We start from the raw sequence: 21,711 nt of genomic DNA, 5'->3' as shown, positions 1-21,711 counted from the left end.
ATGTTGGGACAGGAGATTCTCAGGCGACTCGACCAGGCCGGTGACTGTTCGTGGCCAGGGCCCGGCGTCACCCGAACATTCTGCAGCGACGAGCACCGTCGCGTTTTGCCGTTGATCGAGCACTGGATGCATCGCGCCGGGCTTGCCGCCGAGCTGGACGCGGCCGGCAATCTGGTTGGCCGTTGCCCGCGTGCCCAGTCCGGCGAGCCGACACTGATTCTCGGCTCGCATCAGGATACCGTGGTCGAGGGCGGCAAGTATGACGGCATGCTGGGCGTGGTATTGCCGCTGGTCGCGCTGGAAGCCTTGGCCAATCGCGGTACGACGCTGCCCTATGGCATCGAGGTGGTGGCCTTCGGTGACGAGGAGGGGACTCGCTTTCAGTCGACCCTGGTGGGGAGCAAGGCGCTGGCGGGAGACTTCGATCACGCCATGCTCGAGGCCCGCGATGCCGAGGACGTGAGCATGCGCGATGCGCTGCGCGACTTTGGTGGCGACCCCGAGGCGATCGATGGGCTGGCTCGCGAGGCGTCGCGGACCCTGGGCTTCGTCGAGGTGCATATCGAGCAGGGTCCGTTGCTCGAACAGCGTGCGCTGCCGGTGGGTGTGGTGACGGCGATAACCGGGATCGAGCGGCATCGGGTGACAGTCATCGGCAAGGCCGGTCATGCCGGTACCACGCCGATGGCGGGGCGTCGCGATGCTCTGGTCGGTGCGGCGTGGATGGTAGTCGAGGTGGATCGGCTGCTTAACGAGATCGAGGACTTCGTCGGCGTGGTCGGCAAGCTCGAGGTCAGGCCCAACGCGGTCAACGTGATTCCCGCCGCTGTGGAGTTCACTTTGGAGTTGCGATCGCCACAGGGCGAGATTCGACAGCAAGGGGCCCGCCAAGTCATGGACGCTGTGACGGATATCGCTCGGGAGCGAGGGCTGGCTCTCGACATCGAATGTACCTACCGCGCCGAGGGTGTGCCCTGCGCCGAATGGATCATCGCGGCGCTGGAGCGGGCCAGCGAGGGCTGCGGCCAGCCTCCCTTCCGGTTGTTCAGTGGGGCTGGCCACGATGGCCTGGCCATGCACTCTCTCACCGATATCGGCATGCTGTTCGTGCGCTGCCGTGATGGCCTGAGTCATCATCCCGACGAGGCTATCAGCGCGGCGGATGCCGAGGTCGCCGCACAGGTACTGATGCGCTTCCTGGAGGATCTGCCGGCGACGCTCGAAGCAAGAGGATGAGTGACGGGGCCGCATCGTGTTGCATTAACCGGTATACTTGTCGCTCGAATAGCGAGATTATCCGACCGATCAAGGCCCGCACCGTGAACCAGATTACCCTGACCCAACCCGACGATTGGCACCTGCATGTCCGCGACGGTGAGCCGTTGCGCTCGGTGGTGCCCTACAGTGCTCGCCAGTTCGGGCGTGCGATCATCATGCCCAACCTCACCCCGCCGGTGACCACCACCGACCAGGCTGTGGCCTATCGCGAGCGGATTCTGGCGGCGGTGCCCGAAGGCAGCGACTTCGAGCCGTTGATGACGCTGTATCTCACCGATCGGACGCCGGCCGAGGAAATCGAGCGGGCCAGGGACAGCGGCATCGTACATGGCGTCAAGCTGTATCCGGCTGGGGCGACCACCAACTCCGCGTCGGGAGTGACGGATATTCGCCATTGCCATGCCGCTATCGAGACCATGGCCGAGGTGGGCATGCCGCTATTGGTGCACGGTGAGGTGACCAGCGCCGAGATCGATATCTTCGACCGCGAGGCAGTGTTCATCGAGCGAGTCATGGCGCCCTTGCTCGAACGCTTTACCGATCTTCGGGTGGTGTTCGAACACATCACCACCGCCGATGCCGTAGCATTCGTACGCCAGGCGCCGGCGAATGTCGCGGCCACCATTACCGCCCACCATCTGTTGTTCAACCGCAACCACATGCTGGTCGGCGGGATTCGCCCCCATTATTTCTGCCTGCCGGTACTCAAGCGCGAGACGCATCGCCATGCACTGCTGGAAGCAGCCATCTCGGGCAGTCACAAGTTCTTCCTGGGGACCGATAGTGCCCCGCATGCGCGTGGTGCCAAGGAGTCGGCCTGTGGCTGTGCCGGTGCCTTCACCGCACCGGCAGCGATCGAACTCTACGCCACCGCCTTCGACCAGGCCGGAGCGCTCGACAAGCTCGAAGGGTTTGCCAGCCACTTCGGTCCCGACTTCTACGGCCTGCCGCGCAATTCACGCCAGATCACCCTCGCACGCCAGGAGTGGACCCTGCCAGAGACCCTGACGTATGCCGACGACGTGATCGTACCGCTGATGGCCGGCGAGAGCTTGCCATGGAAGATGATGGCGTTGCACGAAGAGTGAAGGAAGAAACAGCTGCGCGCGGCGGGCTGCGAAACCCGGTTTGAAAAGTGCTCGTCGCTAGAGGGAAGAGGAAAGGCGAGATGTTGATCAGGCCCGGGTGGTCAGGCGCCCCGCATCATCGAACTCCAGGCGCCGGTTGCGGCCGGCGAACAGGGCGAAGCTGGCGGCAATGGCGCAGATCAGCATCAGTAGACCGGCGATGGTGCCCAGGCCGGCGCCGTACTCGAGCAGCAGGCCCACGCCGAGCGGGCCCGTGGCGGCCAGGCTATAGCCAACGCCTTGTGCCATGCCGGAGAGTTTGCCGGCCAGGCGCGGATTGCCACTACGCAGTACGATCAGCGTCAACGCCAGGCTGAAGCTCCCTCCCTGGCCCAGTCCCAGCAAGACCACGCCAGCCCAGCGCCAGGTCAACGGGCCGACCAGCAATAACAGCAGGCCGGTAGCCGTGGCGCCGAGTACCAGCAGAATCGCCGGACGCTGGTCGCGTCCCAGCCTGGCGAGCCAGGGGGCGCTCAGGGCGGCGATCAGTTGCACCATGACCGACATGGCGAGCAGCCAGCCGGCTTCCTGCTCGCCCAATCCGCGGCGCTGGAGCAGTACCGGCAACCAGCCGAAGACGATATAGGCCAGTGAAGACTGCGAGCCCATCAGGCCGGTGACCTGCCAGGCGAGCGGTTGGGTCATCAACCTGACGCGTGGACCCTGTTCCGGTGTCGGCAGATCCCTGGGTTTGGGGTGGGGCATGCGCGTTCGCCAGGCGACCAGCGCGATCAGTGCCAGCACACCCCAACTCGCCAGCCCCCGGCGCCAGTCGCCGAGCCAGTCGGCCAGCGGAATGCTCAGGCCGGCACCCAGCGCACCCCCCAGGCACAGTGCCATGGTGTAGACGCCTGTCATCAGGTCGGCGCCTTGTGGCAACTCACGCTTGACCAGTGCCGGCAGCAAGGTGCCGCAGACACCGATCGCGGCACCGACGAGTAGTGTGCCGCTATATAGCAACCATGGGGAATAGCTGGCACGCAGCAGTAGTGCCAGTCCGAGTACCAGCAGCGCCAGCGATAGCGTGCGCTCGGGCCCCAGGCGTTTCGATAGCCACGGAGCGCACGGGGCGAAGAGTCCCAGACACAGCACGGGGAGTGTGGTGAGCGCACCGATGCCCAATGCGGAAAGCCCGGTGTCCTGTTGCACGCGCGCCAGTAGCGGTGCCAGGGAGGACAACGCGGGCCTCAGGTTGAGTCCGACCAGGACCATCAGCATGAGGAAACCGATGACCTGGCGAGGTGAGGTGGTCGTGGTGGGGGGCTGTCGAGCGGTGTCAGTCATGGTCCTTGTTGCGCCATTCACGCCCCTGCCCACCGGGAGAGTCGCCGGCCTCACGCCTGCTGGAAGTGGTTTTCTCATGTCGCGGATCATCGCGAGCTTCCAGGGGCACGAAGAGTGGTGAATCGAGGTCATTCTCCTGAGTGGAGGGATTTGCCTTGGCGCGAATGCCGGAGACATCTTCGGTACTGGCCAGGCTCGGTCGACCGTTGATCATGACCGTCTGGGTGATGAGTCTGCCCGTGAAGGCCCAGCATCGTTGGGGAACCCAGGACACGCGATAGTTCTTGCCTCGCCAATGGGCCTGGTCGTCGTCACCGAGTCGTAACGAGTCGATGGGGGCCAGCGCCTCGAACAAGGCCGCATTGAGCACCACACCGCTGTTGGCCAGGCGTATGGGGCCATGGTAGCGGCCTTCTTCGAGTGCGGTTAACGTGTCCTTGTGGCGTTCCTTGCTTTCGGCGATGCCTTGCCCACAGAGGTGCAACAGGTCGTGATCGATCTGCTTGACGACCCATACCCGTGGGGGGGAGGTGGGTTTCAGCCACTTGAACATGGGCGCGCGTTCACTTCATATGTTGGCGAAGGTCGCCGCGAACGGCATCGAGAAGCGTGATGAAGCGGGTGTCGCCACTTTGGTCGATGCGGTCGACACGGCAGCTGGTGGCCATGGATTTTTCCACCAGCAGTTCGTCGAAGATTTCCAGCGTGATCTTTTTCGCTGGTCTTTCGCCAGGCGCGATGACGCCTTCTTCGAGGGTAAAGGTCTCGATCAAGCTGGCGCGTACGCGCGTCATTCCGCCCTCGGCGAGCACGCGGCGTACGAACAGCCAGCCTTCGCACGGCAACACGTCACCGCTCTCGCGTTGACGCAGGAACAGGGTACGGTAGCAGGCCCCTTCCTGGGCGCCCTTGTCGGCCATGCTGCGGTAGGCATCGGTCACCCGTGCGGCCACGGCACCGGCCTGCGCCAGGCGCGTGGCGGCTCCACGATGTTCCTGACTGAGCTGCTCCTGACGCTGGAAGACGAGCCAGCGGCGGTACTCGGCAATGAGGGGCGACGAGTCCATGTGCTCTCCTGTGGATGGCGGTCGTTGACTAGCCGGCTACGTTCTCACAAAAGGCAGGTGTCGTCGAGACTCATGCAGGTGTCGCTCTATAGTCAAAACGTCACTGTGAAACAGCCATGGGGTTCAACGCTTATTGTCCACTACGGGGGTTGTGATGACGCGCCCTTCCTCATAAGGTCAAAACCACTGAACAACAATTTACAAATTGATACCCGCCCCAGGATCGCACGCCCCGCAGCGATAACCACAACCATAGCATCGGCTACGCACAGGAAAGTTGCATGACCCAGACCCTCGAAGCAGAACCCAGAACGCAGGATGTTGCGATCGAAGACAGTTGTTTTGCACGTTTCACCAATGTCCAGAAGAGCTACGACGGCATCGAACTGGTAGTCAAGGACTTCAATCTGGATATCCGGAAAGGGGAGTTCGTAACCCTGCTCGGGCCATCCGGCTCGGGCAAGACCACTTGCTTGATGATGATGGCCGGTTTCGAAACGCCTACCCACGGTGAAATCCTGCTGAAAGGCAATCCAATCAGTGGCTTGCCGCCCCACAAACGGGGTATCGGCATGGTGTTTCAGAACTACGCTCTATTCCCGCACATGACCGTGGCGGAAAATCTGGCCTTCCCTCTCGAGGTGCGTCACCTGACGCGGGAAGACGTCAAGAAGAAGGTGCAGCGGGCCTTGGAGATGGTGCGCCTGGAGAACTTCGGCGATCGTCGCCCGGCCCAGCTGTCCGGTGGCCAGCAACAGCGGGTCGCACTGGCGCGTGCGTTGGTCTTCGAGCCCGAGCTGGTGTTGATGGATGAGCCCTTGGGGGCGCTGGACAAGAACCTGCGTGAAGAGATGCAGTACGAGATCAAGCGCATCCATGCCAGCCTTGGGGTGACCATGATCTATGTCACCCACGATCAGACCGAAGCCTTGACCATGTCGGATCGTATCGCGGTCTTCAACGATGGCATCGTGCAACAGCTCGCCGCTCCCGACACCCTCTACGAAGAGCCCGAAAACGCCTTCGTCGCCTATTTCATCGGTGAGAACAATCGTCTGCAGGGTGAGGTCGTCGAGCGCATGGGCGATACCTGCAAGGTCAACCTGGACAGTGGCGACACGGTGGTGGCCAAGGCCGTGGCGGTAGGCGGCGTCGGCGCTAGAACCACCCTGTCACTGCGTCCGGAGCGAGTGAGCATCGTGCGCGGTGATGAAGTCTCTTTCGACAACCGCTTTACGGCCAAGGTGCAGGAAGTGATTTATCTGGGCGATCACTTGCGTACTCGCCTGGCGGTCTGTGGCAACGAGGAATTCATCATCAAGACACCCAATGCCGAAGGCCATAGTGCTTTGCGGCCAGGACAGGAGATCGAGATCGGCTGGTCGAGCGCCGATTGCCGCGCCTTGGATGCCTGAAGGTCTCGCTTCAGGCTTTCATCCCCTAGTGCCGCCAAGCGGCATGACGGAAAAGTGCCGCCAAGCGGCATAACGAAATCGTGTCGCGAAGCGACATGTCGAATGACACTGCAAGACAACGTCACAATGATAAGCGGAGTTTCAGCATGATCAAGACACGTACGTTCAAGGGGGCCACGATTGCCGTGGCAGGACTGTCGGCACTGGCCCTGGCAGTCAGCGCTCACGCAGAAACCCTCAATATCGTTTCCTGGGGCGGTGCTTATTCTGAAAGCCAGCAAAAGGCTTACCATGCGCCGTGGACGGCGCAAAACGGCGACGAGATCATCAATATCGATCGCAGCGGCAATGCCCTGGCTGGCCTGCGGGCCCAGTCGCAGGCGGGGAACGTGACCTGGGATCTGGTCGACATGCTGCCGGCGGATGCCATGATCGCTTGTGCCGAGGGACTGATCGAGCCCCTGGATCATGACGCCTTGTTGGCCCCGGCACCGGATGGCACCCCGGCTAGCGAGGACTTCGTCGATGGTGCGCTGGGTGAATGCTTTGTGGCATCGATCGTCTACTCCAACGTCGTTGCCTTCAATACCGAGATGTTCCCCGAGGACAATCGGCCCAGCACCATTGCCGATGTCTTCGATATCGAGAAATTCCCGGGCAAGCGTACCCTGCTGCGCAAGCCGATCAACAACCTCGAGTGGGCCCTGGTTGCCGATGGGGTGGCCCCGGAAGATGTCTATGACGTGCTCGAGACCGAAGAGGGCATTCAGCGCGCTTTCGCCAAGCTCGACACCATCAAGGACCACGTGATCTGGTGGGAGGAGGGGGCTCAGCCGCCGCAATTGCTGGCTGATAAAGAGGTTGCATTCGGCTCCGCTTACAATGGTCGTATCTTCAATGCCATGGTCACCGAGAACCAGCCCTTCGAGATCATCTGGGATGCCCAGGTCTTCGAGCTGGATGGCTGGGTCGTCCCGACCGGCAAGCTCGACAAGGTCAAGGACTACCTGCGCTTTGCCACGGACACGCAACGGCTGGCCGACCAGGCGAGTTACATCTCCTATGGCCCGGCACGCAAGTCATCGGCGGATATGGTGTCGACCCATGCTGAAGCGGGTATCGATATGATGCCGCATATGCCGACTTTCCCGCCCAACTTCGCTACCGCCATTCCCAAGGATGACGAGTTCTGGGCCGATTACGGCGATGAGCTGACCCAGCGTTTCGACGCCTGGTTGGCCCAGTAAGGCCGCTGCACCACCCGGACGTTGTCCGGGTGGTGCGCTCATCGTGTTGTTGTCTTCTTATTTTGCCAGATCGCTTCATGGAGAGGCTTGCGTGTCCGAATCTCCCTCAGTTCCCTTGACCACGGCCGATGGTGTGCCGTTGAAAACGAGTCTGCGCCGCGCGGTGCGGCGCTCGAAGCTCAAGGCGTTTCTCCTGGTATCGCCATTGTTGCTGTTCCTCGTCATCGCCTTCGTGATGCCGATCTTCGATATGCTGTGGCGCAGCGTCGACAACCCGGAAGTCTCGAACACCTTGCCCCGCACCGTCGCTGCTCTGGAAGATTGGGATCGCGCGTCGCTACCCGGTGAGCCGGCATTTGCCGCATTGGTGGAAGACCTGCGCGAGGGGCAAGCGGCCCGTAACCTGGGTTTGCTCTCCAGCCGTTTGAACTACGAGAAATCGGGGATGCGCTCGGCCATCAGCCGGACCGGTCGCAGGGCTGGCAATCTGGAGCCGCCTTATCGCGAATCCTTGATCGAAATAAATGAGGCGTGGGGCGAGCTGGATACCTGGAAGTTGATTCAGCGTGAATCATCGCCCTATACGTTGTCCTATTATCTGGCTGCCGTTGACATGCAGTTGTCGCCGGACGGCGAGATCGTCAAGGTCCCGGAGCACCTGCAGATCCACGCCGCCCTTTTCTGGCGGACTTTCTGGATGAGTGCCGTGATCACCGTGATGACGCTGGTGCTGGGCTATCCGATCGCCTTCCTGCTCGCCAATTTGCCGTTACGCCATTCCAACCTGTTGATGATTCTGGTGCTATTGCCGTTCTGGACCTCGCTGCTCGTGCGTACCACGACCTGGATCGCCATCCTGCAATCGCAAGGGGTGCTCAATGACATGATGGTCGCCATCGGCGTGGTTGCCGACGAGGCGCGTTGGCAGATGATCCATAACAAGCTCGGCACGATCATCGCCATGACGCACATTCTGCTGCCGTTCATGATTCTGCCGTTGTATTCGGTGATGAAGACCATTCCGCCGAGCTATATGCGTGCGGCCCGCTCGCTGGGCGGTCGTCCCTTCCTGAGCTTCCGGCGTGTGTATTTCCCGCTGACCATCCCCGGAATCGCCGCGGGCGGGATTCTGGTATTCATTCTGTCGATCGGCTATTACATCACACCGGCATTGGTAGGCGGGCAGTCGGGTCGCTTCATTACCAACTACATCGCCTATCACATGCAGTCGTCGCTCAACTGGGGGCTGGCGGCGGCGATCGCCTCGATCCTGCTGTTCGTGGTGATTGTGTTCTATTGGGTCTTCAATCGCCTGATCGGCGTCGACAAAGTCAAATTGGGGTAATGTGATGGCCGTTCCTTCTTATGCCACCCGTGGTGAACGTATCTGGCATTACGTCTTCCTGGGATTGTGTGGGCTGATTTTTCTGTTCCTGGTCGGCCCCTTGTTGATCATTATCCCGCTGTCATTCAATGCCGAGCCGTACTTCACTTTTTCCGATGCCATGTTGCGTCTTGATCCTGTGGGCTACTCGCTGCGTTGGTATGAAGATTTCTTTACCTCCAGCGCCTGGCTGAATTCGATCAAGAACAGCTTTATTATCGGCATCGCTTCCACCGTACTGGCCACCGTACTGGGGACTATCGCTGCATTGGGGCTCTCGAACCGGCACATGCCGGCACGCGGGGCGATCATGGCGCTGCTGATTTCGCCGATGATCGTGCCCTTGATCATCTCGGCAGCGGCGATGTTCTTCTTCTTTTCCAAGATCCACTTGGCGCAGACCTATCTGGGAGTGATCCTCGCCCATACCGCCTTGGGAATTCCCTTCGTGGTGATCACGGTGACAGCGACGTTATCGAGCTTCGATACCACGCTGATCCGTGCCGCGCATAGCCTGGGAGCCAATCCTACCCGCACCTTCTTCAAGGTGGTGTTGCCGCTGGTAACGCCCGGTGTGGTGTCGGGGGCGTTGTTCGCTTTCATCACGTCCTTCGATGAGGTGGTGGTGGTGTTGTTCATCTCCGGCCCCGAGCAGCGCACCATGCCGATCCAGATGTGGTCGGGCATCCGGGAACAGATCAGTCCCACCATTCTGGCGGTGGCGACCTTGCTGGTGCTGTTGTCGATGCTGCTGCTGACCACGCTCGAGTTGTTGCGTCGGCGCAGTGAGCGGTTGCGCGGCATGACGCCTGGATGAGTCTCCAGGGGAAAGCGTGATCGAACGATGCCCGGCTTAGGCCGGGCATCGTCGTATGAGGTGCTGAATAAAGCAAAACCCTAAAGGTTGGGCGCTTGTGGCCGATAGCATGAATTGACCGTCCATGAAGGGCCTATTCGTTGCGCTGATATGGCGAAAGGCTGGTAAAAAGGACACCAATTAAGGAAGGAGCGTCATGGCCACTATCTCGTCTTTGGGGATCGGTTCAGGGCTGGATCTGAATGGGCTGCTCGATGAGCTCAAGAGTGCCGAGCGTCAGAAATTGGTTCCCATCGTGTCTCAGCAGAAGAGCTATCAGGCGAAGATCTCCGCCTATGGCAAGCTCGAGAGTGCCTTGTCGAAGTTTCAGACGGCGAGTGCCAAGCTCAACGATGCCTCATTTTTCAAGAGTGTGACCAGCACGGTGACGGGAAGCAGTATCACGGCGGCTTCCACTGCAGACGCTCCGACAGGGCGTTATGAGATCAATGTGACCAACCTTGCCAAGGCATCGAGTGTGGCGACCGCGGGAATGGCCGACAAGACCACCGATTTGGGCGCGGGGACGGTGAGCTTTACCTTTGGTGACGGAAGTTCGCTCGATGTCAATATCACGGCAGGGGACAGTTCACTGGAAGCGATCCGTGACGCCATCAATGCCGAAGAAGCGGGAGTGAGCGCCTCGATCGTCAACGATGGCAGCGGTACTCCTTACCGTTTGGCGTTTGCCGCCACTGAGACCGGAACGGAGGCCGGTATCACTGGCGTGACCTTCGGCGGGGACTTGTCGGGACAGCTTGCCATCGATGCTACCACCGAGGTAGTGGCAGAAGACGCCGCCCTGACGGTCAATGGTATCTCTATCACCAGCCAGTCCAACCGCGTCGAGGATGCCATTGAGGGCGTGACGCTGAATATCGCCGAGGAGGGAGCTTCGACCCTGACGGTGGAGCGCGACACCGAGTCCATCAAGGAGGCGATCACGAGCTTCGTGGATGGCTATAACGCGCTGCGTAGCACCATGAAAGGGTTGACCAGCTTCAACTCCGAAACCGGTGTGGCTGGTCAACTTTTGGGCGATAGCACCCTGCGTAGTGTGGAGTCACGCTTGCGCAGCACCCTGAGCGGCGCTGTGACGGAAGGCGAATTCAGTATGCTCTCCGATCTGGGGATCAGCCTGCAACTGGACGGTACGCTGGAGATCGACGAGGACAAGCTCGACGACATTATTGCCAATGACTTGACTGCCGTGTCGGAGTTCTTCGCTGGTAGCAGCGAAGAAGGCGGTATGGCAGGTCAACTGGATAGCACACTGGAGTTGATGCTGCAGGATGACGGATTGTTGGATAACGCCACCAGCGGCCTGGAGACGTCCCTCGAGAGCCTGGGGCAGCGTTATACGCGCATGGAGCAAGGCATCGAGGCCACCATTGCTCGCTATCGCACACAGTTCGGTCAGCTGGACAGCATGATCGCCAGCATGAATCAGACCAGCAATTATCTGACCCAGCAGTTTGACATGATGAATGCCCAGTTGGGTCGCAAGTAGGGCGACTGGCACCTGGTGCCGATCTCAGCGAGTGTACAGGAGTAACGAATCATGAGTGCCATGCGCGGTGCCGCTGCCTATTCCAGGGGCGCAGGAGCCTACGCGAAAGTGGGGGTGGAGAGCGGTGTGATGTCGGCGAGCCCGCATCAGTTGATCGTGATGCTGTTCGACGGGGCCTTGTCCTCGATTCGAGCCGCCAAACTGCACCTGAACGATGGCAATGTCCAAGCCAAGGGAAAAGCAATCTCGAAGGCGCTGGATATCGTCAACAATGGACTGCTGGCGGCACTGGATGCCGAACGTGGCGGCGAGGTGGCAGAGCGCTTGGCATCGCTCTACGATTATATTGCTCGTCTGCTGTTGACGGCGAACCTGCACAATGACGAGAAGAGTCTCGATGAGGCGACGCGTTTGCTTGAGGACATCGGCTCGGCCTGGCGCGAAATCGGATCCCAGGCGAACGGAGTCTGACATGGCCACGACACAGCCAATGACGCAGGAACAGGTTCTCGACGCTTATGAGACCTTGCGGGAACGTTCCAATCGTATGCTCGAATGGGCTCGTCTGGAAGATTGGGAGGCGCTGGTCAGTGAGGAGTCTTGCTACGTCATCGAAGTCGAGCGTCTCTCGAAACTCGAACTCAGTCTCGCCCTGGATATGGCGCAGCAGGAACGCAAGGCGGAATTGCTGGAGCAGATCCTGGAGCAGGATCTGGAGATACGTCGACGTCTGGTCGAGCGTCGTGATGCCTTGAGTGAGCTGATCGAGGTGTCCCAGCGCAAACGCGACCTGAATCGCGCCTATCGTCCATTGGGTGAGGTAAGCCATCTGCCTAAAGGCCGAACGTGAGTGGTATTACACCGATTCTCGACACCTTGCTGCACCAGGTGTTGGGAAAGCGGGTCGATATTCCCGTATCAAGGCCCCTGAACGAGCCGGTCAAGCCACTGAATCCCGCCGACGCGTTGCGTGCGGTCCGCAGCGACTCGCGCCTCGATGCCCGTCAGCCGCCCCTGGCACCACTTTCCGGAGTGGCTGCCAGGGAGGTGCCGAGACAGGGGGCCTCATTGCCCGCTCAGGGGAGCGCACCACCCTCGACCAGTACGCATTTCAGCCCCGCCGCGACCACCATTGCCGATATCCTGGTCAAGTTTCCCGCCCCACCCTCGGTGATCAAGCCGGTGTCTCCCTTGATGCCGCTCCCGGAGGCGGCGCCGTCGACTTCTTTGCTGGCCAGTCGTCTCCAGGCCAGTATCAGCGAGAGCGGTGTGTTCTATGAATCGCACTTGAACAAGTGGTTTCGGGGGGAGTTGCCGCGTCAAGCGCTCGAGCACGAGCCACAGATGTGGCGAACCCGGATGTTACGATCATTGCCCAGAGAGCCGGTGCTGGTGGGACCGTTCCGTCCTGCCCCCACACCTCTTCCCCCAGCGCCATGGATGCCGTCGGCAGCAGGCGGCACTACTATCATGGTCGGCGGGACGACGTCACCCTCCCCGCGAGATACGATCCTCTCGGGGGCTGGCTCCGCCACCCGAGAACCTGGCAGGGCAGCGACGGCGACTACCGCCACGACTACGCTTGCCGCACCGCCGATGTCAGGCGATGCCAGGTCCACGGTGACGTCGTCAGCGCCAGGTGCGTCACCGTCGTCGATAACGACCAGCATGCCACCCGCCACAAGCGCTGAGCTTCCCGTGACGTCGCTTCCTGACGATTCCGTGAGCGATGCCTTGCAAGGGATCGTCCGTCATCAACTGGAAATGCTGGTGACGCCGGTCTTGCGTTGGGAAGGCGATGTCTGGTCGGGAATCTTCATGGCCCTGATGATTCACGTGCCGGAAGAAACCTTCTCGCAGCGCCAGGCGCCACAGCAGGAGGCGGGCGGTGATGAAGAGGGCCAGAGCGAGTCCGCCTGGCACTCGGAGTTGACGCTGAAGGTAGAAAGCCTGGGCACGATTGGCGTCTCCCTGCGCCTCGAGGATCGGCGTCTGGCCCTGACGTTGACGACGGAATCGACGTCGGCCGTGATGCATCTGGAGCGGGGACAGGCAGTGCTTCGGGAGCGGCTCGAGCATTGTGGGCTCGATGATGTGGCCCTGCGGGTGAATCTGGCCGTGGCGGAGGGGAATGCCCTATGAATGGTGGATCGTCACCGCCAGGAAGGCGCCGTCAAGCGGTGGCATTGGCTTACGGAGAGGAGGACCGGGCACCGCGCGTCCTCGCCAAAGGATATGGAGAACTGGCCGAACGCATCGTGATCGAAGCCAGCCGACAGGGCGTCTACGTACACGATGCACCGGAGCTGGTGGCCTTGCTGATGGGGCTCGACATCGATGAGCGTATTCCTCCGCAGCTCTATCAGGTGATCGCTGAGTTGCTGGTGTGGGTATACGAGATCGCGCCTGCGCACGATGATGCCGGCAATGACTGAGCTCTGTGCGCGGACCGCCAAGCTCGATTGAGATGCCCATGCCCCCTTTGTCATCCCTTCTGCTTTGCTTCTTTCCTGTCTACGCTCAGTACTTTGGTCATCACGCCAGTGTTTCCCTCTAGATGCCGGATGCAAGAGTGCTAATTTACTGTTTGGTGCTATTTTGTGTCATTTTGTAGCGTTGAATCGGCGTTATTTCGTTACAAATTTTTTCACAAGGTCGAGGACGTAAGCTAACCGCTTGTTATAGTGACAATTGGTATCAGTTCGACTGAGATCCTTAAGTCGTTTGCCTGTTTCTGCGTTGATCAAAGGGGTGTTGAAACCTTTCATAAAAAAGTCTCACAATGCTAGTAGCTAAATGAAAGTGGTCGAATATCAAGAACCACTGATGAAGGCACAATAAAAACTCATTGGCCGTTAGAGCCTCCTTTGATAACGCGCATAACGCAGGGAATGAAAAATGGAAACCGATAGCATTCTGGACGAGATCCAGGATCTCAACCTCTCGTATCTGCTTCTGGTGCAGAGGCTGTTGAACGAGGATCGTGCCACCGCCATCTTTCGCCTCAAGATCAGCGAGTCCATGGCGGACCTGTTAGCCTCACTCTCGGCCAAGCAACTCAGCAGGCTCTCACGAACCAATCAGCTGCTGTGTCGCTTGTGCTACGAAGATGCCGACCAGGTGATGAAGCTGACCCACAACCAGCGTGAGCAAGGGCTTTCCCAGACCCATGCGGCGCTGCTGATGGCGTCTTCATCGAACCTTGGCATGAGCGCCTTACGGGGGAGTTGAGCGATGACAGACAGCAAGAGTCTCGTCAGTGAAATGCTGCAGGTGCAGATGGCTATCGAACTCATTGAGCTGGGGGCCCGTCTGCAGGTCCTGGAGACCGAAACCGACCTGAGCCGAGCACGCCTGATCAAGCTCTACAAGGAAGTCCGTGGCATGTCGCCGCCCAAAGGCATGCTGCCGTTTTCCACCGACTGGTTCATCACCTGGTTGCCGAACATCCATTCGTCGCTATTCTTCAACATCTATCGTCGCCTGGTCGACCAGGGCTGCGAGCGCATGGAAGGCTTCGTCAAGGCTTTTCGTTTGTATCTGGAACAGATGCAGCTCGACGAGGCCGACCCGGTATTGGGACTGACCCGCGCCTGGACGCTGGTGCGTTTCTTCGAGAGTGGGATGCTCGAGCTGTCCGAGTGCACGAGTTGCAGCGGCCAGTTCGTGGCTCATGCTCATACGCCGAGTCACGATTTCGTGTGCGGAATCTGTCACCCTCCTTCGCGGGCCGGCAAGACACGCAAGCGGCGTGACACCGTCGTATTGCCGAAGTCTGCCTCCGTCCCCGTGATGCCTGCTGTCGCAATGCGCTGATTCGCCTCCGTGGGGAAGCGACAGCCGTCGGTCCATCGCCGCCTCCAGCCCAGCTTGGAGGCGGCGTCTCTTTATGGGCACTCGTGATCGTATGCCATCGCTCATGTGCGTGGAGAATTTCCCCGCCAGTCCCTCAAGTTGTTGTCTCGTTGGCCGATAGCCTCTTCAGATACCGGCACTTCAAGCCTTGATACGCGTCGACGAAGGGAACCTGGCTGTGTTGATACCCATTGGATTCATTATCGTGACCCTGTCCGTATTCGGCGGTTTCGCCCTGTCCGGCGGTCACCTGGGGCCTCTCTATCAGCCCACCGAAATCCTGATGATCTGTGGTGCGGCCGTGGGGTCTTTCATCGCCGCCAACAATGGCAAGGCCATCGTGGCAACCCTGCGAACGGCCTCCAAGCTCAAGCGCACGGTCAAATACGACAAGGCGACCTACATGGAGCTGATGGCGTTGCAGTACAAGCTGCTCTCCAAGGCGCGCCGCGACGGGATGCTGGCCATCGAGCGCGATGTCGACAACCCCCAGGACAGCGCGCTGTTCTCCGAGTACCCGAAAATTCAGAACGATCCCATGATCATGAATTTTCTCACCGACTACCTACGCCTGATGATCAGCGGCAACATGGACCCTCACCAGATCGACGAGCTCATGGAGCACGAGATCGAGGCCTTCGAGCATGAGGCCCATATTCCCGCCGATGCCCTGGCCAAGGTCGGCGATGGCCTGCCGGCATTCGGTATCGTGGCGGCGGTGATGGGGGTCATCAAGGCGTTGAGTTCCGCCGATGCCGGCGCCGAGCAGATGGGGCTGATGATTGCCCACGCCTTGGTCGGTACCTTTCTGGGCATCCTGTTGGCTTATGGTTTCGTCAATCCGCTCGCCAGTCGTGTCGATCGCCAGGTCAACGAGGCGGTCAAGATGCTGCAATGCATTCGGGTGACCCTGCTGGCGAGCCTGAACGGCTATGCGCCGCAGTTGGCTGTGGAATTCGGTCGCAAGGCGTTGCACACCGCCGAACGCCCGACCTTCGATGAGTTGGAGGATCATGTGCGAGCGGCCAAGGGTACCGGTACGGGGGGCGCATGAGCCAGGATCGACGCCCGATCATCATCAAGCGCAAGAAGGTGGTCAAGGGCCATCACGGCGGGAGCTGGAAGATCGCCCTGGCCGACTTCATGACGGCCTTGATGGCCTTGTTCCTGGTGATGTGGATTCTTTCCACGGCCAGCGACGAACAGCTCAAGGGAGTCGCGGAGTATTTTCGTACGCCGTTGACGTCCGCCATCGCCGGCGGTGACAAGACGACGGCCAGCACCAGCGCCATCCCCGGTGGCGGGCCGGATCCGGTACATACCGAAGGGGAACGCATGCGCGTCGACCTGCGCACCCAGACGCGACCCAGCGATGAGCAGCGTTCCTTCGTCAACTTGCAGCGTCGCCTGGAGAGCCTGATCGAGGGCGACCCGCAACTTCGCGACTTGAAAGCCCAGATGCGCTTCGACATGACGCCCGAGGGTTTGCGCATCCAGTTGGTGGATACCGAGCAGCGGCCGATGTTCGAGATCGGTAGCGACCAGGTAGCACCCTACATGCGCGACCTGTTGCGGGCCATGGCGCCGCTGCTCAATGAGATGCCCAACTCGTTGAGTATCAGCGGTCATACGGACAACATCCCCTACGCCGGCGGGGAGCAGGGGTACAGCAACTGGGAGCTGTCCAGCGACCGTGCCAATGCCTCGCGGCGCGAGCTGATCGCCGGCGGATTGGATGCCGACAAGTTGCTGCGGGTGGCGGGCATGGGGGAGCGCATCCCGTTGGTCGATACCACGCCCGGTGCACCGATAAATCGCCGTATTGCCGTGGTGGTACTCGACAAGCGGGCGGCACAGCGGATTCGTTCGCAAGGGTTGCCGGGTGGGGAGATGGGAGCCGCGCCGTCTCCGGCAGCGTCACAGCTGGGGGGTGAGCTGCCGCGTTCGCCCATCGAACAATTTTCTCAAGGACTCAAGGACGCCGTCACCGGCGACTGACGCATATCGATAACGACGTGAGGCTGGGTGGGAACGAGCATGGATATCAGCGATTTTTACGACACGTTTTTCGAGGAAGCCGAAGAGCTTCTCGGCGATATGGAACGGCACTTGCTTGAGCTGGATATCGATGATCCGGATGCCGAGCAGCTAAACGCCATCTTCCGGGCCGCGCATTCGATCAAGGGCGGGGCAGGCACTTTCGGGTTCGATGTGTTGCAGCAGACGACTCATTTGCTCGAGAACCTGCTCGACCACACGCGGCGTGGTGAGCTCGCCCTGCGTCGCGATATCGTCGACACCTTTCTGGAAGCCAAGGACATGCTGCACGACCAACTCGATGCCTACCGCAACGGCGAGGAGCCCGACCCCGAAGCCTTCGACCGTATCTGCAAGACGCTCCAGCAGTTGGCGTTGGAGGAAATGGGCAAAAGTGTCGATGACGGTGGCGCCGCTGCCGATCGGGCCCCGGCTTCCCCTCCAACGGTCATGGAGGATGCCGAGCCACCATCAACCGCTCCGGCGGAGGCGGTCGGGGGAACTGGCCGGCTGTCCGTGGCCTTGCTCGACGTCAGTGACAAGGATCGCGTGACGCTGGTCGAGGAATTGGGGCAGCTCGGTGATGTCGTCAGCCAACACGGCGATCCCAAGCGCTACGTCGTGGAGCTGGAATCCAGCGCCGGGGCCGAGGATATCGAGGCGGTGATGTGTTTTATCGTCGAACCCGAACAGCTTGAAATCCGGTCGTTGACGGCAGAGCCGGATGCCGATGACAGCGTGAACCAACCGGTCGAGAACTCCTCCTCGCAGCAAGCTCCCGAGCTGGAGCCTCGACCGGCTGTGCCAGCGGCGCCGGCAAAGGACACGCCCAAGCCCCCGGCGACCAAACCCAAGGCGGCAGGCAAGGCCAAGGCCGCTGGAGGCGGCGAGTCGACTTCGATCCGCGTCCCGGTGGACAAGGTCGACCAGATCATCAATCTGGTGGGAGAGTTGATCATCACCCAGTCGATGCTCGACCAGACCGCCAGCGAGCTGGATGGCGTGGCCCATGGCGCCATGGTCAACGGCATGAGCCTACTGCAGCGCAATGCCCGCGACCTGCAGGAAGCGGTGATGTCGATCCGCATGGTGCCGATGGACTATGTCTTCAGCCGTTTTCCGCGCTTGGTGCGCGATCTGGCGGCGAAGCTCGACAAGGATGTGGAACTGATCACCGAAGGCAAGTCCACCGAGCTCGACAAGAGTCTGACCGAGCGCATCATCGATCCACTGACCCATCTGGTCCGCAACAGTCTCGACCACGGTATCGAGACTCCCGATACCCGTGAGGCTGCCGGCAAGTCGGGCACCGGCAAGCTGACCCTGTCGGCCCAGCATCAAGGAGGCAATATCCTGATCGAGGTGATCGACGATGGGGCTGGTCTCAACCGGGAGAAGCTGTTGGCCAAGGCGCAAGCCAATGGCTTGAATGTGTCCGACAGCATGAGCGACGACGAAGTCTGGCAACTGATCTTCGCGCCGGGCTTTTCCACCGCGGAGCAGGTCAGCGACGTCTCGGGCCGTGGCGTGGGCATGGACGTGGTCAAGCGCAATATCCAGGCCATGGGCGGTCACGTGGAGATCCTGTCGCAACCCGGTGAGGGCACGACGACGCGGATCGTCCTGCCGCTGACACTGGCGATTCTCGATGGCATGTCGATCAAGGTCGGCGGGGAAATCTTCATCCTGCCGCTGGGCGCGGTGCTCGAATCGTTGCAGCCCACCAAGGAGGACCTCTATGCCATGGCTGGCGATGACATCCTGATCAAGGTGCGCGACGAATACCTGCCGGTGATCGCGGTACAAGAGGTGCTGGATGTCGAGAACGCTTGTACCGAGCCTACCGAGTGCATTGCCGTGATTGTCCAGGGGGAGGGCCGACGCTATGCCTTGCTGGTCGATGACTTGGTCGGCCAGCAGCAGGTGGTGGTCAAGAACCTGGAAACCAACTATCGCAAGGTCCCAGGCGTATCCGCCGCGACCATTCTCGGCGACGGCAGTGTGGCATTGATTCTCGACATTGCCGATCTGCATCGCTTGAGCCGTACCAAGAAGGAAGCGCGGCAGTCACGCCTGCCGGCTTCGTCTCACAAGCTAGTGCCTTTCAAGGAGGTAGAACCGTCATGACGAGCATGAACTCCGCTAGTGTCGCCGCCGTGGAGGCCCATAGCCGCGAATTCCTGGTGTTTTCACTGGGCGACGAAGAGTACGCCATCGATATCCTCAAGGTGCAGGAAATTCGCGGTTACGAGAACGTGACCCGCATCGCCAATGCTCCGGATTTCATCAAGGGCGTGACCAATCTGCGTGGCGTGATCGTGCCGATCGTCGATCTGCGCATCAAGTTTCATCTCGACAAGGTCGAGTACGGTGGACAGACGGTGGTCATCGTGGTCAACGTCGGCGAGCGTGTGGTGGGGATCGTGGTCGATGGCGTCTCCGACGTCATGACCCTGACGCCCGAACAGATCAAGCCGGCGCCCGAGTTCGGGGTGACGCTGTCCTCCGACTATCTGAGTGGTCTGGGTAGCCTCGAGGATCGTATGTTGGTGTTGGTCGATATCGAGAAGCTGCTCACCAGCGAAGAGATGGCCATCGTCGATCACGTCAGCGAGTGAGTGTCATTCCCCGTGGCGAGGAGGCGCGTGGCGCTTCCTCGCTTTTTTGTGCCTATCGACAGCATGACCCTCAAGTCTGGGAATGTGCGGTCGATAATCCGGATAGCGGCGCACACAAGGATGCACATAACAATAAAACGACACGACCCTAATGACGGAAAGAGCGGCATGTGCCGGTAAGCGCCGGTCTTGTCTGGGCGATGCAGCGACCGCGCCCGGGCGCGGTCGCGATAACGAACGAGGGGATGGTGTGAAGTTACTGGATAACATGACGGTAAGGGTCAGTTGGGCCCTGGTGCTGGTGGTGTTCGCCACGCTTATCGGGGTGCTCAGCGCGCTGGGATTGTACGCCGTCAACTACAGCGAGGATGCCCTGGCTACGTTTGACGACGTGAATGTGAAGCAACAGGGGGCGCTCAACCGCGCCAACTCGCAGATGCTGAGCGCACGGGTGGCACTGGGAGAGGCTTATGAAAACCTCTCGGGTGGCGGGGCGTCATCCGAGGACATCGATATCCCAGCATTGACGCAAGCGCTCGACACGGCACAGGCCACGTTCGAGGCTTTCCTGGCATTGCCGAGACAGCCTGGTCAACAGGCGTTGATCGAGCCGATGCGGTCATCGTTTTCAGCCCTTATGCAAGAAGGGTTGCGCCCGCAACTCGCGGCGCTCGCCGATTGGAACACGGTGGAAGCCGCTGAGCTGTCGAGCCGCGCGTCTTCTCTCAACGACATTTTCTATCGCGATGCCGTTGCGTTCTTCCATACCGCCGAAGACGACGGGCACGCCCTGTACGAGAATTTCTTCAGCGTCGCTAATGCCGTCAAATTGGCGATCGTGATCGCGTTGTCGGTGTCGGCGGCGACCATCGTCGTGGTGTTGTGGGGCGTGACGGTCAATGTGATCCGTCCGCTGCACCGGGTCGTCGAGCATTTCGAGCGCATGGCCCAGGGCGATCTCTCCGAGCGTGTCGAGACGCGCGGCAACAACGAGATCGGCAAGTTGTACGCCTCGCTGCTGCATATGCAGCAGAGCCTGTCACGCACCGTGGGCAGCGTGCGCAGCAGCAGCCAGTCGATATACCGGGGAGCCCGGGAGATCGCCCACGGCAACAACGACCTCTCTTCACGTACCGAGCAACAGGCGGCTTCCCTGGAAGAAACCGCATCGAGCATGGAAGAGCTGACTGCCACGGTCGGCCAGAATGCCGATAACGCGCGTCAGGCCAGTCAACTGGCGGCCAGTGCGTCGCAGACGGCGAGTCGAGGCGGCGCGGTGGTCGGCGAAGTGGTCGACACCATGCGCGAGATCAGCAGTAGCTCCCATCGGGTGACCGAGATCATCAAGGTCATCGATTCGATCGCCTTCCAGACCAATATCCTGGCCTTGAATGCCTCGGTGGAGGCCGCCCGGGCCGGAGAGCAGGGGCGCGGCTTCGCCGTTGTCGCCGGAGAAGTCCGTAGTCTGGCCAGCCGCAGCGGTGAGGCATCCAAGGAAATCCGTGAGCTGATCGCGGCGTCGGTGGCCAAGGTCGAGGCCGGGACCGCCCTGGTCGATCAGGCGGGCAGCACCATGGAGGAGATTGTTGCCTCGGTACAGAAGGTGACCGACATCATGGATGAGATCGCTTCCGCCTCTCAAGAACAAAGCAACGGTATCGGCCAGGTCAACCAGGCCATTACCCAGATGGATCAGGTCACTCAGCAGAACGCTTCACTGGTGCAGCAGGCGGCGACGGCAGCCGGCGAACTGGAAGTCGAGGCGTCGCGGCTGCGTGAAGCGGTGGCCTTGTTCCGTCTGTCGCAGACGGAAGCGAGCGAGGCACATCCAAAAGAGAAAACGGACGATCTGTCACGCTGGCTACCCAACCTTTCGGGCGGTACTCGCCAGGTCAGGGATGGCGGCAGGCGCGACTCTCTCGCCCCGGCCTCCACGCGCACCGGTGACGACGACTGGGAATCCTTTTAATCCATAACCAAAACCGAGCCGGCCAGGCCACGGTATCGCCATGGCCTGGCGCATCAGCAGGGGG

General features: G+C 60.7%; 21 protein-coding genes. 18 read left to right on the top strand and 3 right to left on the bottom strand.

Annotation, left to right across the window (positions count from 1 at the left end):
* Together ACFOEV_RS17840 and pyrC are read left to right on the top strand one after the other, a co-directional pair.
* Window positions 1–1,236: a M20 family metallo-hydrolase gene (locus ACFOEV_RS17840; protein ID WP_386776231.1), complete on the top strand. Its 1,236-nt coding sequence runs from the start codon at window positions 1–3 to the stop codon at window positions 1,234–1,236.
* An 83-nt stretch (window positions 1,237–1,319) separates the two neighbouring features.
* A complete protein-coding gene (gene pyrC, locus ACFOEV_RS17835; RefSeq protein ID WP_386776230.1) occupies window positions 1,320–2,366 on the top strand; it encodes a dihydroorotase in 1,047 nt (348 codons plus the stop codon).
* 87 nt (window positions 2,367–2,453) lie between these two features.
* On the opposite strand, the gene ACFOEV_RS17830 is transcribed toward pyrC, so the two are convergent.
* From ACFOEV_RS17830 to ACFOEV_RS17820, 3 genes are read right to left on the bottom strand one after another with little or no spacing between them, the layout of a single operon-like run.
* Complete coding sequence (locus tag ACFOEV_RS17830; RefSeq protein ID WP_386776229.1) at window positions 2,454–3,689, bottom strand: CynX/NimT family MFS transporter; 1,236 nt, start codon at window positions 3,687–3,689, stop codon at window positions 2,454–2,456.
* Window positions 3,682–4,242, bottom strand: a complete 561-nt coding sequence (locus tag ACFOEV_RS17825; protein WP_386776228.1) for a hypothetical protein — start codon at window positions 4,240–4,242, stop codon at window positions 3,682–3,684. The genes ACFOEV_RS17830 and ACFOEV_RS17825 overlap by 8 nt, the downstream gene beginning before the upstream one ends.
* A 10-nt stretch (window positions 4,243–4,252) precedes the next feature.
* Window positions 4,253–4,756, bottom strand: coding sequence for a hypothetical protein (locus ACFOEV_RS17820; RefSeq protein ID WP_386776227.1), 504 nt, complete (start codon window positions 4,754–4,756; stop codon window positions 4,253–4,255).
* Between the two features lie 281 nt (window positions 4,757–5,037).
* On the opposite strand from ACFOEV_RS17820, the gene ACFOEV_RS17815 reads away from it, so the two are divergent.
* The 16 genes from ACFOEV_RS17815 (at window position 5,038) to ACFOEV_RS17740 (ending at window position 21,647) form a co-directional block, all read left to right on the top strand.
* Window positions 5,038–6,171, top strand: a complete 1,134-nt coding sequence (locus ACFOEV_RS17815; protein ID WP_386776226.1) for an ABC transporter ATP-binding protein — start codon at window positions 5,038–5,040, stop codon at window positions 6,169–6,171.
* Between the two features lie 146 nt (window positions 6,172–6,317).
* Window positions 6,318–7,418, top strand: coding sequence for an extracellular solute-binding protein (locus tag ACFOEV_RS17810; protein WP_386776225.1), 1,101 nt, complete (start codon window positions 6,318–6,320; stop codon window positions 7,416–7,418).
* 91 nt (window positions 7,419–7,509) lie between these two features.
* Window positions 7,510–8,763, top strand: coding sequence for an ABC transporter permease (locus ACFOEV_RS17805; RefSeq protein ID WP_386776224.1), 1,254 nt, complete (start codon window positions 7,510–7,512; stop codon window positions 8,761–8,763).
* A gap of 4 nt (window positions 8,764–8,767) precedes the next feature.
* The gene (locus ACFOEV_RS17800; protein WP_386776223.1) at window positions 8,768–9,619 is read left to right on the top strand and encodes an ABC transporter permease; all 852 of its coding nucleotides are present in this window, start codon (window positions 8,768–8,770) and stop codon (window positions 9,617–9,619) included.
* A gap of 196 nt (window positions 9,620–9,815) precedes the next feature.
* Window positions 9,816–11,168, top strand: coding sequence for a flagellar filament capping protein FliD (fliD, locus tag ACFOEV_RS17795; RefSeq protein WP_386776222.1), 1,353 nt, complete (start codon window positions 9,816–9,818; stop codon window positions 11,166–11,168).
* A 51-nt stretch (window positions 11,169–11,219) separates the two neighbouring features.
* The gene (gene fliS, locus ACFOEV_RS17790; RefSeq protein WP_386776221.1) at window positions 11,220–11,639 is read left to right on the top strand and encodes a flagellar export chaperone FliS; all 420 of its coding nucleotides are present in this window, start codon (window positions 11,220–11,222) and stop codon (window positions 11,637–11,639) included.
* 1 nt (window position 11,640) lies between these two features.
* Window positions 11,641–12,018: a flagellar protein FliT gene (fliT, locus tag ACFOEV_RS17785; RefSeq protein WP_386776220.1), complete on the top strand. Its 378-nt coding sequence runs from the start codon at window positions 11,641–11,643 to the stop codon at window positions 12,016–12,018.
* Complete coding sequence (gene fliK / locus ACFOEV_RS17780; protein ID WP_386776219.1) at window positions 12,015–13,310, top strand: flagellar hook-length control protein FliK; 1,296 nt, start codon at window positions 12,015–12,017, stop codon at window positions 13,308–13,310. The genes fliT and fliK overlap by 4 nt, the downstream gene beginning before the upstream one ends.
* The gene (locus ACFOEV_RS17775; RefSeq protein ID WP_386776218.1) at window positions 13,307–13,603 is read left to right on the top strand and encodes an EscU/YscU/HrcU family type III secretion system export apparatus switch protein; all 297 of its coding nucleotides are present in this window, start codon (window positions 13,307–13,309) and stop codon (window positions 13,601–13,603) included. The genes fliK and ACFOEV_RS17775 overlap by 4 nt, the downstream gene beginning before the upstream one ends.
* Before the next feature lie 463 nt (window positions 13,604–14,066).
* The gene (gene flhD, locus ACFOEV_RS17770; protein ID WP_386776217.1) at window positions 14,067–14,399 is read left to right on the top strand and encodes a flagellar transcriptional regulator FlhD; all 333 of its coding nucleotides are present in this window, start codon (window positions 14,067–14,069) and stop codon (window positions 14,397–14,399) included.
* A 3-nt stretch (window positions 14,400–14,402) separates the two neighbouring features.
* Entirely contained in the window at window positions 14,403–14,984 is a 582-nt protein-coding gene (flhC, locus tag ACFOEV_RS17765; protein ID WP_386776216.1) for a flagellar transcriptional regulator FlhC, read from the top strand.
* 217 nt (window positions 14,985–15,201) lie between these two features.
* The gene (gene motA, locus ACFOEV_RS17760) at window positions 15,202–16,077 is read left to right on the top strand and encodes a flagellar motor stator protein MotA (protein ID WP_386776215.1); all 876 of its coding nucleotides are present in this window, start codon (window positions 15,202–15,204) and stop codon (window positions 16,075–16,077) included.
* Window positions 16,074–17,021: a flagellar motor protein MotB gene (gene motB, locus ACFOEV_RS17755; RefSeq protein WP_386776214.1), complete on the top strand. Its 948-nt coding sequence runs from the start codon at window positions 16,074–16,076 to the stop codon at window positions 17,019–17,021. The genes motA and motB overlap by 4 nt, the downstream gene beginning before the upstream one ends.
* 39 nt (window positions 17,022–17,060) lie before the next feature.
* The gene (gene cheA, locus ACFOEV_RS17750; protein WP_386776213.1) at window positions 17,061–19,187 is read left to right on the top strand and encodes a chemotaxis protein CheA; all 2,127 of its coding nucleotides are present in this window, start codon (window positions 17,061–17,063) and stop codon (window positions 19,185–19,187) included.
* Window positions 19,184–19,678 carry a chemotaxis protein CheW gene (gene cheW, locus ACFOEV_RS17745; protein WP_386776212.1) on the top strand — a complete coding sequence of 165 codons (495 nt, stop codon included), beginning with the start codon at window positions 19,184–19,186 and terminating at the stop codon, window positions 19,676–19,678. The genes cheA and cheW overlap by 4 nt, the downstream gene beginning before the upstream one ends.
* Window positions 19,679–19,928: 250 nt before the next feature.
* Complete coding sequence (locus ACFOEV_RS17740; protein WP_386776211.1) at window positions 19,929–21,647, top strand: methyl-accepting chemotaxis protein; 1,719 nt, start codon at window positions 19,929–19,931, stop codon at window positions 21,645–21,647.
* Window positions 21,648–21,711 lie beyond the last annotated feature (64 nt).

The organism is Litchfieldella rifensis (assembly GCF_042646605.1).
Classification (GTDB): domain Bacteria; phylum Pseudomonadota; class Gammaproteobacteria; order Pseudomonadales; family Halomonadaceae; genus Litchfieldella; species Litchfieldella rifensis.
This window is presented reverse-complemented; position numbering and strand designations above follow the sequence as displayed.

Excerpts from the sequence above, each read along its gene's own strand:
- ACFOEV_RS17840 (WP_386776231.1), top strand. The coding sequence starts at position 1 with ATGTTGGGACAGGAGATTCTCAGGCGACTCGACCAGGCCGGTGACTGT.
- ACFOEV_RS17830 (WP_386776229.1), bottom strand. The coding sequence starts at position 3,689 with ATGACTGACACCGCTCGACAGCCCCCCACCACGACCACCTCACCTCGC.
- ACFOEV_RS17825 (WP_386776228.1), bottom strand. The coding sequence starts at position 4,242 with ATGTTCAAGTGGCTGAAACCCACCTCCCCCCCACGGGTATGGGTCGTC.
- ACFOEV_RS17820 (WP_386776227.1), bottom strand. The coding sequence starts at position 4,756 with ATGGACTCGTCGCCCCTCATTGCCGAGTACCGCCGCTGGCTCGTCTTC.
- ACFOEV_RS17815 (WP_386776226.1), top strand. The coding sequence starts at position 5,038 with ATGACCCAGACCCTCGAAGCAGAACCCAGAACGCAGGATGTTGCGATC.
- ACFOEV_RS17810 (WP_386776225.1), top strand. The coding sequence starts at position 6,318 with ATGATCAAGACACGTACGTTCAAGGGGGCCACGATTGCCGTGGCAGGA.
- ACFOEV_RS17800 (WP_386776223.1), top strand. The coding sequence starts at position 8,768 with ATGGCCGTTCCTTCTTATGCCACCCGTGGTGAACGTATCTGGCATTAC.
- fliD (WP_386776222.1), top strand. The coding sequence starts at position 9,816 with ATGGCCACTATCTCGTCTTTGGGGATCGGTTCAGGGCTGGATCTGAAT.
- fliS (WP_386776221.1), top strand. The coding sequence starts at position 11,220 with ATGAGTGCCATGCGCGGTGCCGCTGCCTATTCCAGGGGCGCAGGAGCC.
- fliT (WP_386776220.1), top strand. The coding sequence starts at position 11,641 with ATGGCCACGACACAGCCAATGACGCAGGAACAGGTTCTCGACGCTTAT.
- ACFOEV_RS17775 (WP_386776218.1), top strand. The coding sequence starts at position 13,307 with ATGAATGGTGGATCGTCACCGCCAGGAAGGCGCCGTCAAGCGGTGGCA.
- flhD (WP_386776217.1), top strand. The coding sequence starts at position 14,067 with ATGGAAACCGATAGCATTCTGGACGAGATCCAGGATCTCAACCTCTCG.
- flhC (WP_386776216.1), top strand. The coding sequence starts at position 14,403 with ATGACAGACAGCAAGAGTCTCGTCAGTGAAATGCTGCAGGTGCAGATG.
- motB (WP_386776214.1), top strand. The coding sequence starts at position 16,074 with ATGAGCCAGGATCGACGCCCGATCATCATCAAGCGCAAGAAGGTGGTC.
- cheA (WP_386776213.1), top strand. The coding sequence starts at position 17,061 with ATGGATATCAGCGATTTTTACGACACGTTTTTCGAGGAAGCCGAAGAG.
- cheW (WP_386776212.1), top strand. The coding sequence starts at position 19,184 with ATGACGAGCATGAACTCCGCTAGTGTCGCCGCCGTGGAGGCCCATAGC.